The organism is Nocardia cerradoensis NBRC 101014, from assembly GCF_000308535.1.
In the GTDB taxonomy this organism is placed as follows: Bacteria; Actinomycetota; Actinomycetes; order Mycobacteriales; family Mycobacteriaceae; genus Nocardia; species Nocardia cerradoensis.
In genome coordinates this window covers 1-15,597 of record NZ_BAFW01000106.1, presented here as the reverse complement: position 1 = coordinate 15,597, position 15,597 = coordinate 1, and the positions used below count along the sequence as shown (strand labels likewise).

Below are 15,597 nucleotides of genomic sequence, written 5' to 3'. Positions count from 1 at the left end.
CTCGACGCCGGCCGCCACCCGGGCGCGCTGCTGGTCGGCGGTGTGGAGATCGCCGATCTGCCCGATCCCCGCGCCGCCCGGGCCGCCCTCGAGGCCGCCGCCTTCGTGGTCAGTCTGGAATTGCGGCACAGCGAGGTCACCGAACGCGCCGATGTGGTGTTCCCGGTCGCCTCGGCCATGGAGAAGGCGGGGACCTACCTCACGTGGGAGGGCAGGCCACGGCCGTTCGGCACCGCCCTGGGCGATGCGACCGTGCGGCGGCAGGCGGCGCCGCTGGCCGATCATCGCGTGCTGCATTCGCTGGCCGACGAGATGGGTGTGCGACTGGGCTTGCCGACGGTCGAGGCGGCCCGCGGGGAACTGGACGCCCTGGGCGTCTGGGACGGGCCCCGGCCGCAGCCGCCGGCGTATCCGTCGGCCGCGCTCCCGGAGACCGAAACCGGCACCGCCGTCCTCGCCGGCTGGCGCATGCTGCTCGACAACGGTCGCATGCAGGACGGCGAACCGAATCTCGCCGGCACCGCCCGCCGACCGGTCCTGCGGCTGTCGCCGGCCACCGCCGCCGAAATCGGCGCGGCCACCGGTGATGCGGTGCGGATCAGCACCGGACACGGCCGCATCGTGCTGCCGCTCGACATCACCGAAATGCCCGATCGTGTCGCCTGGCTGCCGTGGAATTCGGCGGATTCGACGGTCAACGACCGGCTCACCACCGCCCTCGGTCACCGCGTGCGCATCCAACGGGAGGAACCCCATGAGTGAGATGTCGCCGGCCGTGCTGGTCGCCGCCCCCGCCGATCTGTCCGCCTTCGGCCACGATCCCTGGTGGCTGGTCGTGGTGAAATCCATCGGCATCTTCGTCTTCCTGCTGCTCATCCCGCTGCTCGCGGTGGTGATCGAACGCAAGGTGGTGGCCTGGATGCAGATGCGGGTCGGCCCCAACCGGGTCGGGCCGCGCGGCTCGCTGCAATCCATCGCCGACGGGGTCAAGATGCTCCTCAAGGAGGACATCGTCCCGGCGATGGTCGACAAGCCGATCTACATTCTGGCACCGATCGTCGCACTGATTCCGGCGGTGATGGCGTTCGCGGTGATACCGCTCGGACCGGAGGTGTCGATCTTCGGCACCCGCACACCACTGCAGTTGACCGATATGCCGGTGGGAGTGCTCTACATCCTCGCGATGACCTCGATCGGGGTCTACGGCATCGTGCTGGCGGGGTGGTCGTCGGGATCGACCTATCCGCTGCTCGGCGGTCTGCGCTCGACCGCGCAGGTGATCTCCTACGAGATCGCGATGGCGGCGTGTTTCGCGGCGGTGTTCCTGCTGGCCGGAACCATGTCCACCTCCGGCATCGTGGACCGGCAGTGGGGCACCTGGAACGTGTGGCTGCTGCTGCCGTCGTTCCTCGTCTACGCGGTGGCGATGGTCGGCGAAACCAACCGTGCCCCCTTCGATCTGCCCGAGGCCGAAGGGGAACTCGTCGGCGGATTCCACACCGAATACTCGTCGCTGAAATTCGCGATGTTCATGATGGCGGAATACATCAACATGGGCACCGTCTCGGCGCTGGCCACCACACTGTTCTTCGGCGGCTGGCACGCACCCTTCCCGCTGAACCTGTGGGACGGCGCGAATTCGGGCTGGTGGCCGCTGCTGTGGTTCACGCTGAAGGTCTGGACGTTCCTGTTCGTCTTCATCTGGTTGCGCGGGACGCTGCCGCGACTGCGCTACGACCAGTTCATGAATCTCGGCTGGAAGCTGCTCATTCCGGTGTCGCTGCTGTGGGTGATGATCGTGGCGACGCTGAAGGTGGTGCAGGACAACGGCCACGACGTGCAGACCGCGGGCCTGGTGACCGCCGGGGTGATCATCTCCGTGGGCCTGCTGGCGATCATGCTGCGCGCCGGGCGCGCCGGGGACAATCCGGCGCCGGAAACAGCCGGGACACAACAGTTCTCGGATTTCCCCGTCCCGCCGATGCCCGACACCGCGCCGCCCGCCACCAAAGCCGGCCTGCTGGAACCGATCGGCGGCTTCTGGGTCACCTTCGCCACGATGTTCAAGAAGAAGAACACCGAGTTCTATCCCGAGGAGAAGGTGCCCACCGCGCCGCGCTACCACGGCCGCCACCAGCTCAACCGGCATCCCGACGGCCTGGAGAAATGCATCGGCTGCGAACTGTGCGCCTGGGCCTGCCCCGCCGACGCGATCTATGTCGAGGGCGCCGACAACACCGACAGCGAGCGCTACTCCCCCGGCGAACGCTACGGCCGCGTGTACCAGATCAACTATCTGCGCTGCATCGGCTGCGGTCTGTGCATCGAGGCATGTCCGACCCGGGCGTTGACGATGACCAACGAATACGAACTGGCCGATGACAATCGCGCCGATCTGATCTACGAGAAGGATCGGCTGCTCGCCCCGCTGGGCGACGGGATGATCGCGCCACCGCACGCCGCCTACCCGGGCGCCACCGAGCAGGACTACTACCTCGGCGCCGTTCCCGCAGCGCCCGGCACCGACCGCGATACCGGCCTCGGTTCCACCGGTATCGCGGTGGCGCGGCAACCCGGTTCCGACGGTCCGGATCTCGTGAGTCCGGACTCCGCGGACTCGGCCGCCGATGTGGCAAGGCAACCGGCCGCCACCGCGGCACAAGGAGGTGCGCAGTGAGTCCGGGAGTGAATTTCCTTGCCGCCGAAGCGGTTACGCGAACATCCACCGGCGAGGCGGTGCTGTTCTGGGTCCTGGCCGTGGTCGCGGTGGCGGGTGCCCTCGGCATGGTGTGCGCCCGCAAGGCCGTGCATTCGGCGCTGTGCCTGGCGGCCACCATGATCACCCTGTCGGTGTTCTACATCGCCCAGGACGCGCTGTTCCTCGGCGTGGTGCAGATCGTGGTGTACACGGGCGCGGTCATGATGCTGTTCCTGTTCGTGCTGATGCTCGTCGGCGTGGATGCGTCCGAATCGCTGCGGGAGACGTTGCGCGGGCACCGCATCGCCGTCGTCGTGGTGGGCGTCGGATTCGGGCTGCTGCTGATCGCGGCGATCGCACGCGGGGTGCGCGACGATTCGGTGGCGGCCACCGGGCCCGGATTCGGCGCCGACCCGATCGCGGCGCTGGCCGAGCTGATCTTCGTGCGCTACGTGTGGGCCTTCGAACTCACCGGCGCGCTGCTGATCACCGCCACCATCGGCGCGATGATCCTCGCGCACCGCGAACGGTTCGGTCCGCGCACCGGGCAGCGCGAACAATCGCAGCGCCGCCTGCGCGAAGGCCATCGCATCACTCCCCTGCCCACGCCCGGTGTCTATGCCCGCCACAACGCCGTCGACGTGCCGGCCCGGCTGCCCGACGGCTCGTTCGCCGAACTGTCGGTGAGCACCATCCTGCGCCATCGCCGCCGCCGCGCCCACACCGAGGACGCGGTGATCGGTATGCGAGAAGGCAACGGCGGCAACGCCGCCCACGCGACCGGCGACAACGAGAGGAAGGCTCCGCGGTGAATCCGGACAACTACCTGTATCTGTCCGCCCTGCTGTTCACCATCGGCGCGGCCGGGGTGCTGGTGCGGCGCAACGCGATCGTGGTGTTCATGTGCATCGAGTTGATGCTCAACGCGGTCAATCTCGCCTTCGTCACCTTCGCCCGGCAGCACCACAACCTCGACGGGCAGGTCTTCGCATTCTTCACGATGGTCGTGGCCGCCTCGGAAGTCGTCGTGGGCCTGGCGATCATCATGACCATCTTCCGTACCCGCCGCTCGACCTCGGTCGACGACGCCAACCTGCTGAAGTACTGACGTGGGTACCGGGAATCTGCTCTGGCTGCTGCCGGCCCTGCCCGCCGCCGGTGCGCTGATCCTGCTGCTGGCGGGACGCACGAGCAACCGCTGGGGGCATTGGCTGGGCTGCGCGACCGCGGTGGCCTCGTTCGCCGTGGCGGTGTGGGCGTTCGCCGAGATGCTCGGCCGCGCCGGCGCCGATCGCGCGGTGTCGCACAACTTCTTCAGCTGGGTGCCGGTGGCCGCGCTGCAGGCCGAGTTCTCGCTGCAGCTCGATCAGCTGACGATGTGTTTCGTCCTGCTGATCACCGGCGTCGGCTCGCTGATCCACATCTACTCGGTCGGCTACATGGCACACGATCCGGCGCGGCGGCGGTTCTTCGCCTACCTCAACCTGTTCCTGGCCGCGATGCTGGTCCTCGTCATGGCCGACAACTATCTGGTGCTCTACCTCGGCTGGGAGGGTGTGGGCCTGGCCTCGTACCTGCTGATCGGGTTCTGGCACGAGAAGCCGTCGGCGGCCGCGGCGGCGAAGAAGGCCTTCGTGGTCAACCGCGTCGGCGACATGGGTTTGGCGATCGCGCTGTTCCTGATGTTCGCGACCTTCGGCTCGGTCGATTTCGGGCACGTGTTCGCCGGTGTCCCGCATGCGAGCGAAGGCACCCTCACGGCTCTGGGGCTGCTGTTGCTGCTGGGCGCCTGCGGTAAATCCGCGCAGGTGCCGCTGCAGTCGTGGCTCGGTGACGCGATGGAAGGCCCGACTCCGGTGTCGGCGCTCATCCACGCCGCCACCATGGTCACCGCCGGTGTGTATCTGATCGCGCGTTCGAACGCGATCTTCGACGCCGCACCGGCGGCGCGCGCCGGCGTGCTGGTGGTCGGGGCGGTGACACTGCTGTTCGGTGCCGTCATCGGCTGCGCGAAGGACGACATCAAGAAGGCGCTGGCCGCGTCCACGATGAGTCAGATCGGCTATATGGTGCTGGCCGCTGGACTGGGCCCGGCCGGATACGCCGTGGCGATCATGCATCTGCTCACCCACGGCTTCTTCAAGGCCGGATTGTTCCTCGGCGCCGGATCGGTCATGCACGCGATGAACGACGAAACGGATATGCGCCGCTACGGCGGGCTACGCAAGTATCTGCCGATCACGTTCGTCACCTTCGGGCTCGGCTATCTGGCGATCATCGGGGTACCGCCGTTCGCGGGGTTCTTCTCCAAGGATCGGATCATCGAGGCCGCGTTCGGGTACGGCGGTGCGAACGGCATCACCCTCGGCGCCGCCGCGCTGCTCGGCGCCGGAATCACCGCCTTCTACATGACCCGCGTGATGTTGTTGACCTTCTTCGGTGACAAGCGCTGGGCTGCGGGCGAATCCGGGACCGAGCCGCATCCGCACGAAGCGCCCGCGGTGATGACCGGACCGATGATCGTGCTGGCACTCGGCTCGGTGTTCTCCGGCGGGGTGTTCGTCTTCGGATCGTCGCTGCAGAACTGGCTGGCGCCGGTGGTCGGGACCGAACACGCCGAAAGCGCCGTACCGGCATGGGCGGTCACCGTGGCGGCGCTGGTGGTGGTCGCGATCGGTGTCGCGGTCGCCTACCGCCAGTACGCGCGGCGGCCGGTGCCCCGCACCGCGCCGCAGGAGGTCACGCCGCTGACCGTCGCGGCCCGGCGCGATCTGTACGGCGACGCGTTCAACGAGGCCGCGTTCATGCGGCCGGGCACCCACCTGACCCGCTCGCTGGTCTTCCTCGACAACCGCGGAATCGACGGCATCGTCAACACCACGGCCGCGGTGATCGGCGGACTGTCCGCGCGAATCCGGCGCGTGCAAACGGGTTTCGTGCGTTCGTACGCCCTGTCCATGTTCACCGGCGCGGCCCTGGTGGTCGCGGCCCTGCTGGCGGTGAGGTTGCTGTGACGGAGTATCCCTGGCTGACCACACTGTGGGTGCTGCCCCTGGCCGGCGCCGTCGTCGTGCTGGCCGTCCCGGCCGGCCGGCGCACGCTGGCCCGGGCGACCGGACTCGTGTTGTCGCTGGCCACCCTGGCCGTCGCGATCGTGGTCGCGGTGCGTTTCGATCCGGGCGGGCCGCAGTATCAACTCGTCGAATCACACCGCTGGATACCGGCTTTCGGCGCCGGCTACACCCTCGGCGTCGACGGGATCGCGCTGGTGCTGCTGCTGTTGACCGCCGCACTGGTGCCGCTGCTGATCCTCGCCGGGTGGAAGGACGACCGTGAGGCGGGCAGCGGGCGCCGGGTCGCGCACATCTATGTCGCGCTCACCCTGATCGTCGAGGCGATGGTGCTGATCTCGTTCGTCTCGCTCGACATCCTGCTGTTCTACGTGTTCTTCGAGGTCATGCTCATCCCGATGTACTTCCTCATCGGCGGATTCGGGCCCCGCACCAGTGGCGGCGAATCGGCGGCCGTGGAACTGGCACTGCGGCAGCAGCGCTCGCGCGCGGCGGTGAAGTTCCTGCTGTACAACCTGTTCGGCGGCCTGATCATGCTGGCCGCGGTGATCGGGCTGTACGTGCTCACCGCGCGAGCCCATCTCGGCGGCGAGGGCGGCACCTTCGATTTCCGGGCGGTCACGGCGGCGGCGAATTCCGGGCAGCTCGGCGCCGGGCCGGCCGTGCTCAACGCGCTGTTCCTCGGTTTCATGTTCGCCTTCGCGGTCAAGGCGCCGCTGTGGCCGTTGCACACCTGGCTGCCCGGCGCGGCGGTCTCGGCCACACCCGCGAGCGCGGTGCTGATGATGGCGGTGGTCGACAAGGTCGGCACCTTCGGCATGCTGCGCTACTGCCTGCTGCTGTTCCCCGCCGCCTCGACCACCTATGCGCCGATGATCAGCGTGCTGGCGGTGATCGGCATCCTGTACGGCGCGCTGCTGGCCATCGGGCAGACCGATGTGATGCGCCTGATCGCCTACACCTCGATCTCGCATTTCGGTTTCATCATCCTCGGCATCTTCGCGATGACCGATCAGGGTGGCGCGGGTGCGACGCTCTACATGGTCAACCACGGCATCTCGACCGCGGCGCTGTTCCTCATCGCCGGATTCCTGGTGTCGCGCCGCGGAACTCGGGCGATCGCCGAATTCGGCGGCGTACAGAAGGTGGCGCCGATTCTGGCGGGCACCTTCCTGATCGCGGGTCTGGCGACGCTGTCACTACCCGGGCTGGCGCCGTTCGTCAGCGAATTCCTCGTGCTCGTCGGCACGTTCACGAGATATCCGGTGGCGGCGGTGTTCGCCACGGGCGCGCTGGTGCTGGCGGCGCTGTATGTGCTGTGGATGTACCAGCGCATGATGACCGGGCCGGTCCGCAAGGGCAACGAGCGCTTGCCGGATCTGCTGCCGCGTGAACTGGTGGTCGTGGTGCCGTTGCTGGCGGCGCTGCTGGTCCTGGGCGCGTATCCGAAACCGGTTCTCGACCGGATCAATCCGGCGGTGGCCGGCACCCTCACCACCATCGGCAAACACGATCCGGCGCCCACGGTCGCGCCGGATGCGGCGACCGTACCGGCCGCGACCACTCCGAGCGGAGGTAACCACCGGTGAATCAGTATCTGGCCGCGACGGTTCCGGCTCCCTCGATCGAATACCACGCCCTGTCGCCGATGCTCGTCGTCTTCGGTGTGGCCGTCGCCGGGGTGCTCGCCGAGGCGTTCCTGCCGCGTTCGTGGCGTTATCCGGTCCATCTGGTGCTCGCGCTGGGCGGTTTGGTGGCGGCACTGGTGGCGGTGATCGCGCTCGCGGGCACCCATGCCACGGTGGCCGTCGGCGCGGTCGCGGTCGACAACGTGACGCTGATGCTGCAGGGCACCATCCTGGTGGTCGCGATCCTCGCGGTCGCGCTGATGGCCGAACGCGGGATCGAACCGCGGCTGGCGCGCGAAAGCCGCGAGGGTCCCGGAACCTGGAGCCGGGCGGCCGCGTTGGCCTCCGGCGCGGTCGTGGTCGACGCGTTCACCCCGCAGGCCGCGGCGGTGCCGGGCAGTTCGGACGAGATCGCCGCGGCGCGGGCGGGTATCACCACCACCGAGGTTTTTCCGCTGACCCTGTTCGCGGTCGGCGGCATGCTGCTGTTTCCCGCCTCCAATGATCTGCTGTCGATGTTCGTCGCGCTCGAGGTGCTGTCGCTGCCGCTGTATCTGCTGTGCGGGCTGGCGCGGCGGCGTCGGCTGCTGTCGCAGGAGGCGGCGTTGAAGTACTTCCTGCTGGGCGCGTTCGCGTCGGCCTTCTTCCTGTACGGGATGGCGCTGCTGTACGGCTATGCCGGCACGGTTCGGCTGTCGGGCATCGCCGACGCGGTGGCCCGGGACTCCGGCTCGAAAACCCTTGCGGTGCTGGGGGTGGCGATGCTGGTGGTCGGGTTGCTGTTCAAGATCGGCGCGGTGCCGTTCCAGTCGTGGGTGCCCGATGTGTATCAGGGCGCGCCGACCGCGGTCACCGCGTTCATGGCCGCGGCGACCAAGATCGCGGCAGTGGGTGCGCTGCTGCGCATCCTGCAGGTCGCGGTTCCGGGGCTGAGTGCGGACTGGCGTCCGATCCTGGGAGCCGTGGCGGTGGCCACGATGGTGCTGGGCGCCGTCCTCGCCGTGACTCAGACCGATGTGAAGCGGATGCTCGCCTACTCCTCCATCGCGCACGCCGGGTTCATCCTCACCGCGCTGGTGGCGGCCAATTCCGACGGGGTGTCGTCGGTGCTGTTCTATCTCGCCGTCTACGGCGTGAGCACGGTCGGCGCGTTCGCGGTGGTGACGCTGGTACGCGACCGGGTGGGAGACGAGGCCACCGCACTGTCGGCGTGGGCCGGGCTCGGCCGCCGTTCCCCATGGCTGGCAACGGTTTTCGCGCTGTTTCTGCTGTCGTTCGCGGGTATTCCGCTGACCAGTGGTTTCGTCGGGAAATTCGCCGTGTTCTCGGCGGCCGCCGCCGGGCACGCGGCGTACCTGGTGATCGTCGGTGTGATCTCCAGTGCGATCGCCGTATTCTTCTACATCCGCGTCATCGTGCAGATGTTCTTCACCGATCCGCCGGAGGCACCGCCCGCCGTGGTCACCGCGCCGGTGACCACGATGGTCGTGATCGTCACCGGCGCCGCCACACTGGCCCTGGGTATCGTGCCGCAGCCGCTGCTCGACCTTGCGAACCGCGCGGTCGGATTCGTCACCGGGTGATCTCGGAAAACATCTCGCAGACAACGGTTCTCGGCGACACCGCACCGAAAAGCCGACGGCGGGCCTAGGATCGAGCCCGACGAGGACCTCCGCGCACAGAAACAGGTGTCATGACCGACAGCGCCGCACAGGTGGATCAATCCAAGCCGAGTATCGCCCGCGTGTACGACTATCTGCTGGGCGGGCGCGACAACTACGCCGTCGACCGCAAGGTCGGCGACTACTTCATCAACGATCTACCCGGTTCGGTCGCCATCGCCTATGCCAACCGGCAGGCCATGATTCGCGCGGTCGCCGATATCGCGGACTCCGGTGTGCGCCAGTTCATCGATATGGGTAGCGGGCTGCCGACCGTCGACAATGTGCATCAGGTCGCACAGCGTCATCTCGACGCGCCGCGTGTGGTGTACGTGGACAACGATCCGATCGTGCTGGCCCACGGTCGCGCACTGCTGGCCGCCGACGACGACACCACGGTCATCCACGCCGATCTGCGTGATCCGGAGGCCATCTTCTCCCATCCGGATCTGCAGCGGCTGATCGATTTCGGCGAGCCGGTGGCGGTGATCTTCAGCGCGATCCTGCACCACCTCAACGACGACGAGAATCCGGCCGAACTGGTGCGGTGGTGGACCGACCGGATCCCGGTCGGCTCGCAGATCTACATCTCGCATTTCCGTTCCGGCTTCAACGAGGAGACGCAGGCCGCCGAGGGGAAATTGCAGGCGACGTTCGGGCGCGGACGCTGGCGTTCGGACGAGGAGATCCTCGACCTGTTCGGCGATCTCGAGGTGCTGGAGCCGGGACTCGAGATCTGCGCCCGCTGGCGGCCCGCCGAAGCCGACGCCTCGGTCTCGCGCATCGGTCCGGCCGAGCGCGAACCGACCCTGTGGGAACAACTCATCGCGTGCGCTCTGGCCCGCAAGACCCACTGAGACACTCGCTCCGGCTCACGCGAACAGGCCGGTCCGCGCCACCGCGATGAGGCGTTGCGCGCGGTCCGCCCCGGCCTGCTCGCGGGTCCAGGCCGCGGCGTTGATCAGGGTGGCGATATCCGCGGCCGTGACCTCGGCGCGCAGCGCGCCCGCGTCCCGTGCTCGCTCGGTCAGTCGTTCGGTGATGCGATCCATTCTCGCGCAGTCGGCGTGTAGTTCATGGTCGTCGTCGTGCGCTCCCTCGGCGAGCAGGGCGGCCAATCCTTGGTAGGTGGCGGCGTGCTCGACGACGAGTGCGACCCATGCCGCCAGGTTCCCGGCGGAGTCCTGCTGCCGCTCGCAGAGGTTCTCGCCGCGATCGAACAGTGTCTCGTTGCGTTCCGACAACAGTGCGGCGACCAATGCGCGGCGCGTCGCGAAATGGCCGTACAGGGTTCCGATTCCGACGCCGGCTCGCCGCGCCACCTGCTCGAGCGGCGCGTCGACGCCGCCTTCCGCGAAGACGGTATCGGCGGCCGCCAGCAGCGACTGCCGGTTGCGGCGGGCGTCGGCGCGCGGCTTGCGCCGGGTGGACGGGGTGTCGTTCACAACCAACCCTTCTAAGTCGAGGCAGCCTCGAGTTATTATTTCGAGGGTCCCTCGATTTTAGTAGGAGTTTCGCATGATCCTGGTCTTCGGTGCCACCGGTTCGATCGGCCGGCACGTGGTTGGTCACCTGCGGCGCGAACAGGTCCCGTTTCGAGCGTTCGTGCGGGATGCGATCCGGGGGCGCGAATTGGGCGCAGATGTGGCGGTCGGTGACCTCGACGAGCCGGAAACGCTGACGGCCGCGCTGGCGGGCGTCGATCGGATATTCCTGTGTTCGCCGGGCGCCGTTCCGGTCTCGGGCCCGCAGCCGATGATCGCGCAGCAGAACGCGGTGATCGACGCGGCGGTTCGCGCGGGCGTGGAGCGCGTGGTGAAGGTGTCGGTGTGGGGCGCGCGGGTCGGCGGATTGCTGGCCGAGGGTGCGCACGGCGAGATCGAGGCCCACCTCGAGGCCTCCGGCCTGGAGTGGTCGGTGTTGCAGCCGAGTGGGTTCATGCAGAACTTCCTCACCGGCGCCGGTTCGTTCACCGACAGCGGCGATCTCATCGGCGCGTACGGTGACGCCGGGGTCTCCTATGTGGATTGCGCCGATATCGCCGCGTGCGCGGTGGAGCTGCTGACCGGCGGCCGGGGCGGCGGCGAGCGGTTCGTGGTGACCGGACCGAAAGCACTGTCGCATACCGAGATCGCCGCCGAGTTGTCGAGGGTGATCGGCCGGACCGTGTCGTATGTGGATCTGCCGGTGCGCGAGTTCGCCCGGCGCCTGGTCGCGCAAGGGCTTCCCGCCGCGTTCGCCGACGATGTCGCTCAGCTCTATCGCGAGGTGGCGGCCGGCACATTGTCCGAAACCACCTCGGCGGTGGCCGATCTCACCGGACGACCGGCCACCACATTCGCCGAATTCCTCGATCGGGAAGGAGAAGCATTGCGGCACTGGCCACCTCGCATCCCGGACTGAGGGTGACTCGCCGTCTCCGTGCAGGTGTGCCCAGGCAGCGACTAAGCTGCCGGTCACCATGTGCGCACCTCGGATCGTCCGGATCGCCCACGACAGCGCGGATTTCCCGGCGGCCCCGTCGCGGCGCGCCTTGTCGGGCGCCGCGGGTCTGGCGGCACTGGCGGCGGCCACCGCACCCGTCGCACGCGCGGGCACGGGGACCGTCGTGGACCTCACGCATCCGGTGGGGCCGAATACGCCGATGTGGCCGGGCAATCCGCCGTTCGCGATGGTTCCGGTGGGATGGCATGCGCTGGGAGGTTTCGATCAGAACGCGATCGCGTTGTGGGAGCACACCGGAACCCATGTCGACGCACCGCTGCGCCGGGCATCCGGCGGGGCGGCGCCCGGCGCCTTCTCGGTGCGCGATCTGGTGGCTCCGCTCATCGTGATCGACATCAGCGCGAAGGCGTCGTTCGACGTCGATGCGACGGTCACGATCGACGACATCGATGCTTTCGAGCGGATCTACGGCCGCATTCCCCCGCGCGCCTTCGTCGCCATGTACTCCGGGTGGGAACGCCGGCTCGCCCATCCGGCGGCCTTCGTCAACCTCGACGCCGAGGGCACCCCGCATGCTCCCGGCTTCTGCGCCGAGGCTGCGGAATACCTTGTGCGCCGGCGCGATATCGCCGGCGCGGGGGTGGACACACTCAGCCTCGACCATGCGGCCGACCCCGACTACGGCGCCCACACCGCATTCCTCGGCGGTGGACGCTACGGCGTGGAGATGGTGGCCAACCTCGGCTCGGTCCCGCCGACCGGTGCCACCGTCGTGGTCGGGACGCCCGAACACATCGGCGGTACGGGCGGACCGTGCCGAATGCTCGCCCTCACCTGAGATCCGGCACACCGCGACGCGGGCCGCTTCAGCCGGTGACCGGATGCACCTCCAGAGCGCAGGTGTCGATGGTGGTGTGCACGGTGTGGGTGTCGGTCGAATCCGGGGCTGTCACAGCCAGACTCGTGTACAGCGGGCAGTCCTCCCCGGCCGGGCCCATCGCGGACCCCTCCACGACCGCGCGGGCAGGGCGGCCGGGCAGCACGGTGACGGTGGGCGGCGTGTCGTCGTCGGAGGGCAGGCCGCCTATGTAACCGCGTGGGGTGCGTCGGGCGTGCAGGACCGGGCCGCCCTCGCCGGTGTCGACGCCGGGATAGCCGCCGATCGTGCAGGGCGGGGTGTCGGCCGCGAGGGTGAAGGTCAGTTCGACGCCGCGATGCATCATGCCCGGCGACAGGGTGTGCGCGGCAATGTCCAGTTGGCGCGGCCGGCACGCGACGACGGCCGGCGCGGTGGTGGTGGGCACCGCCGTCGGACTCGCCTGCGGCGAAGGCGGCTGTGCGGCGGAGGTTTCGGTGGCCGGGCGAGCCGATGTGGCAGGTGCGGAGTCGTGCTGCGCGCAACCGGCGAGCGCGGTGGCGGCGGCCGCGCCGAGTACCACCGCCGCTGCTGTCCGATTTCCGTATCTGCCGATCATCACCTCGACTCCTTCCGGCGCGCACGCGTGCGCGTTCAGTTCACCGCTGCCTCCAGCACTACCCCCTCGGCCGCCGTGCCCTCCGCATCGGTCCAGCCCACTCGCACCCATCCGTGCGCGGAGGCGGCCGACCGCGGCGGAATCCGGTTGACGCGCACGGTCTTCGGTGTCGCCGCGGCGACGGCGGACACCTCGACGGTGCGGTCCGGGGTGTCGCTGAGGTTCTGGTCCTGGGCCACCGCGCGCCCGCTGAGCAGCGCCGCCATCTGCGCGAGTGCCACCGGATCGTGCGCGGCGTCGTAGATCCACCTGGTGCCGAGCACGCCGTGTTCGGAGGTGCCGATCAGCGCCGCGTCCGCGCCGGGCAGCGGCGCGCCGCGATAGGTCATCGGTACGTGGTAGACGGGCCGGCGGGCATCGGCGGTGTCGACGACGAGCATGTGTTCGATGCCCACCTCGCCGTCGGGGTCGTCGAGACGGAAACCGCCCGCCTTGTGCAGGTGCGGCGTTGTGCCGGTGAACCATTCGCGCGTCGGCAGCCATGCGGTGAGCAGTTCGAGTTTGCCCGGTTCGAGGGTGGTGTGGTGAACGACAGCCATATGCCGACCCTAATCCGCGGCCCGGACCGGGGTCTGCGCGCGCGGACCGAGCAGGCCGCGCACCCCCACCTGGTCGCCGCCGCGTTCCGGACGGCGCACGCGCACGGCCATGCGGATCTCCATCGCGCCGAGCAGGATCAGGCAGACACCGACCAGCACCGACAGGGCCGCGACGGTGTCGATCGGCCACACCAGCACGATCAGCCCGGCCAGCAGTGTCGCCAGGCCGTAGCCTTCGCGCCGGCCCGGCTTCGGCAGATCTTGCGACCAGGCCGCGACGATCGCCTGCACGATGCCGCGGATCATCCATCCCATCCCGACCCACATGGCCAGCAACGCCACCCAGTCTCCGCTGCGCATGCACCACAGCGCGAGCAGTACCGACAGGGCCCCGCTCACGAATTCCAGCGCCTTGAGCCCGCCGCGAATGCGCGCCCGGAACGCCACCGTGAATTGCCAGGCGGCCGTCAACAGCAGCGTCGTGCCGAGCAATAGCTCCGCTACCTGAACGGACTTATCGGGCCAAACGAGCAGAACCACCCCGACAACGACCGACGCACAGCCGATCGCACACGCCAGGTGCCAGGCATCACCAGCGAAGACATCCCTGCGTCCGGCTGCTCGGAAGGTGGGCATGGCCCCGATGATATGGCCCCGCACGGTGCGCCCTGCGCAATTTCACAGGTTCGGCCCGGCCGATCCAGCTATCGGACAGCCGCACACCCGCTCGGAGAACATGTGTGGTTCGGTAACGGCTACCGGGCTACCGTAGGTGGGATATCGGATCTCGCACCGTTGCGGCCCGCCGGGAGGTTGCCTCATGAGCACTGTGTTTCCGCCGGGTCCCCGGCTGCCGCGAGTAGCGCAGACGCTGCTGCACGCGAAATGGCGGGGCTGGTTCGCCGGGGTGGCCTCCCGCCGCTACGGCGATGTCTACACGATGCGCATGATCGCACCGTATGCCGAGAATCTGGTGGTGTTCTCACGTCCGGAGCACATCCGCGAGATCTTCGCCGGCGCCCCGGCGGATCTGCATGCCGGCGAGGGCAATCGGGTGCTGGAGCCGGTGATGGGACAGCATTCGCTGTTGCTCACCGACGAGGACGAACACGCCCGCGCCCGCCGATTGCTGATGCCGGCGTTCACCGGCTCGGCGTTGCGCGGCTATCGCGACCTGGTCGAGGCCATCGCCAAACACCACATCGACCAGTGGCAACCGGACACCACCCTCGTGACGTTGCCGCGAATGAACGACCTGACACTCGATGTGATCATGCAGGTGGTGTTCGGTATCAGCGAGCAGCGCGGGCGTGCCGACCTCGCGCCGCGGCTGCGCTATCTGGTCGATGTGGGCCCGCTGATCTTCCTGGGCTGGAAATGGCATCGGCTGCAGCGTTTCGGCCCGTGGAAGCGGTTCGCCGACAACAAGGACGCGATCGACGCCCTGCTCTACGAGGAGATCGCGCGCCGGCGCGGCGAGCCGGATCCCGGCGACCGCGCCGATGTGCTGGCCCGGTTGCTCGCGGTGGGCGCGCAGGCCGGTGACGAGCCGCTGTCGGATGCCGAACTCCGCGATCAACTGGTGACGCTGCTGCTGGCCGGGCACGAGACCACCGCGTCGGCGCTGTCGTGGGCGATGTTCGAATTGGCCGCCCATCCCGACGTGCAGCAGCGGGCGCGGCGCGCGGCCGCCGAGGGCGACGACAGATATCTGGAAGCGGTGCTCAAGGAGGCGATGCGCCGCCATCCCGTCATCGGCGGCACCTTGCGCCGGCTGACGCGCGAGACGACGATCGGCGGGTACACGCTGCCCCGTGGGACCGTCGTGCAGACCTCGATCGTGCTGGCGCATGCGAATCCCGACAATCATCCCGAACCCGAGAGTTTCCGTCCCGAACGCTTTCTCGACGGCAGTGTCACCGCCAATACCTGGCTGCCGTTCGGTGGCGGTGTGCGCCGCTGTATCGGGGCCGGATTCTCACTGATGGAGGGCACGGCGGTGCTGTCGGAGGTACTGGGC

At 68.7% G+C, this 15,597-nt stretch carries 15 protein-coding genes; 11 read left to right on the top strand and 4 right to left on the bottom strand.

The features are described 5' to 3' along the window. The 8 genes from ON23_RS11535 to ON23_RS11500 form a co-directional block, all read left to right on the top strand. The coding region (locus ON23_RS11535) for a molybdopterin dinucleotide binding domain-containing protein (protein WP_039778095.1) at positions 1–762 on the top strand (762 nt) is incomplete at its 5' end. 1 nt (position 763) lies between these two features. Beyond that, positions 764–2,677, top strand: a complete 1,914-nt coding sequence (gene nuoH, locus ON23_RS39785; RefSeq protein WP_083903853.1) for an NADH-quinone oxidoreductase subunit NuoH — start codon at positions 764–766, stop codon at positions 2,675–2,677. Beyond that, positions 2,674–3,510 carry an NADH-quinone oxidoreductase subunit J gene (locus tag ON23_RS11525; RefSeq protein WP_051042435.1) on the top strand — a complete coding sequence of 279 codons (837 nt, stop codon included), beginning with the start codon at positions 2,674–2,676 and terminating at the stop codon, positions 3,508–3,510. The genes nuoH and ON23_RS11525 overlap by 4 nt, the downstream gene beginning before the upstream one ends. Continuing rightward, complete coding sequence (gene nuoK, locus ON23_RS11520) at positions 3,507–3,806, top strand: NADH-quinone oxidoreductase subunit NuoK (RefSeq protein WP_039778094.1); 300 nt, start codon at positions 3,507–3,509, stop codon at positions 3,804–3,806. The genes ON23_RS11525 and nuoK overlap by 4 nt, the downstream gene beginning before the upstream one ends. Before the next feature lies 1 nt (position 3,807). After that, the gene (gene nuoL, locus ON23_RS11515; RefSeq protein WP_039778093.1) at positions 3,808–5,712 is read left to right on the top strand and encodes an NADH-quinone oxidoreductase subunit L; all 1,905 of its coding nucleotides are present in this window, start codon (positions 3,808–3,810) and stop codon (positions 5,710–5,712) included. After that, complete coding sequence (locus ON23_RS11510) at positions 5,709–7,358, top strand: NADH-quinone oxidoreductase subunit M (RefSeq protein WP_039778092.1); 1,650 nt, start codon at positions 5,709–5,711, stop codon at positions 7,356–7,358. The genes nuoL and ON23_RS11510 overlap by 4 nt, the downstream gene beginning before the upstream one ends. After that, positions 7,355–8,980, top strand: coding sequence for an NADH-quinone oxidoreductase subunit NuoN (nuoN, locus tag ON23_RS11505; RefSeq protein WP_039778091.1), 1,626 nt, complete (start codon positions 7,355–7,357; stop codon positions 8,978–8,980). The genes ON23_RS11510 and nuoN overlap by 4 nt, the downstream gene beginning before the upstream one ends. Positions 8,981–9,090: 110 nt before the next feature. After that, positions 9,091–9,915 carry an SAM-dependent methyltransferase gene (locus ON23_RS11500; RefSeq protein ID WP_039778090.1) on the top strand — a complete coding sequence of 275 codons (825 nt, stop codon included), beginning with the start codon at positions 9,091–9,093 and terminating at the stop codon, positions 9,913–9,915. 15 nt (positions 9,916–9,930) lie between these two features. Here ON23_RS11500 and ON23_RS11495 read toward each other — a convergent pair whose 3' ends face one another. Beyond that, positions 9,931–10,503 (bottom strand): TetR/AcrR family transcriptional regulator, encoded by a 573-nt coding sequence (locus tag ON23_RS11495; RefSeq protein WP_039778089.1) that lies wholly within the window; start codon positions 10,501–10,503, stop codon positions 9,931–9,933. Positions 10,504–10,576: 73 nt separating this feature from the next. Between ON23_RS11495 and ON23_RS11490 the strand changes: the two genes are divergently transcribed. Together ON23_RS11490 and ON23_RS11485 are read left to right on the top strand one after the other, a co-directional pair. Then, a complete protein-coding gene (locus tag ON23_RS11490) occupies positions 10,577–11,461 on the top strand; it encodes an SDR family oxidoreductase (protein WP_039778088.1) in 885 nt (294 codons plus the stop codon). Between the two features lie 58 nt (positions 11,462–11,519). Continuing rightward, a complete protein-coding gene (locus tag ON23_RS11485; RefSeq protein ID WP_039778087.1) occupies positions 11,520–12,341 on the top strand; it encodes a cyclase family protein in 822 nt (273 codons plus the stop codon). 28 nt (positions 12,342–12,369) lie between these two features. On the opposite strand, the gene ON23_RS11480 is transcribed toward ON23_RS11485, so the two are convergent. From ON23_RS11480 to ON23_RS11470, 3 genes are read right to left on the bottom strand one after another with little or no spacing between them, the layout of a single operon-like run. Continuing rightward, positions 12,370–12,978: a DUF4232 domain-containing protein gene (locus ON23_RS11480; RefSeq protein WP_083903852.1), complete on the bottom strand. Its 609-nt coding sequence runs from the start codon at positions 12,976–12,978 to the stop codon at positions 12,370–12,372. Between the two features lie 35 nt (positions 12,979–13,013). Then, positions 13,014–13,577: a maltokinase N-terminal cap-like domain-containing protein gene (locus ON23_RS11475; protein WP_039778085.1), complete on the bottom strand. Its 564-nt coding sequence runs from the start codon at positions 13,575–13,577 to the stop codon at positions 13,014–13,016. A gap of 9 nt (positions 13,578–13,586) precedes the next feature. Continuing rightward, positions 13,587–14,213 carry an HdeD family acid-resistance protein gene (locus ON23_RS11470; RefSeq protein ID WP_083903851.1) on the bottom strand — a complete coding sequence of 209 codons (627 nt, stop codon included), beginning with the start codon at positions 14,211–14,213 and terminating at the stop codon, positions 13,587–13,589. A 184-nt stretch (positions 14,214–14,397) separates the two neighbouring features. Between ON23_RS11470 and ON23_RS11465 the strand changes: the two genes are divergently transcribed. Next, on the top strand, positions 14,398–15,597 hold a 1,200-nt coding region (locus tag ON23_RS11465; protein ID WP_039778084.1), incomplete at its 3' end, for a cytochrome P450.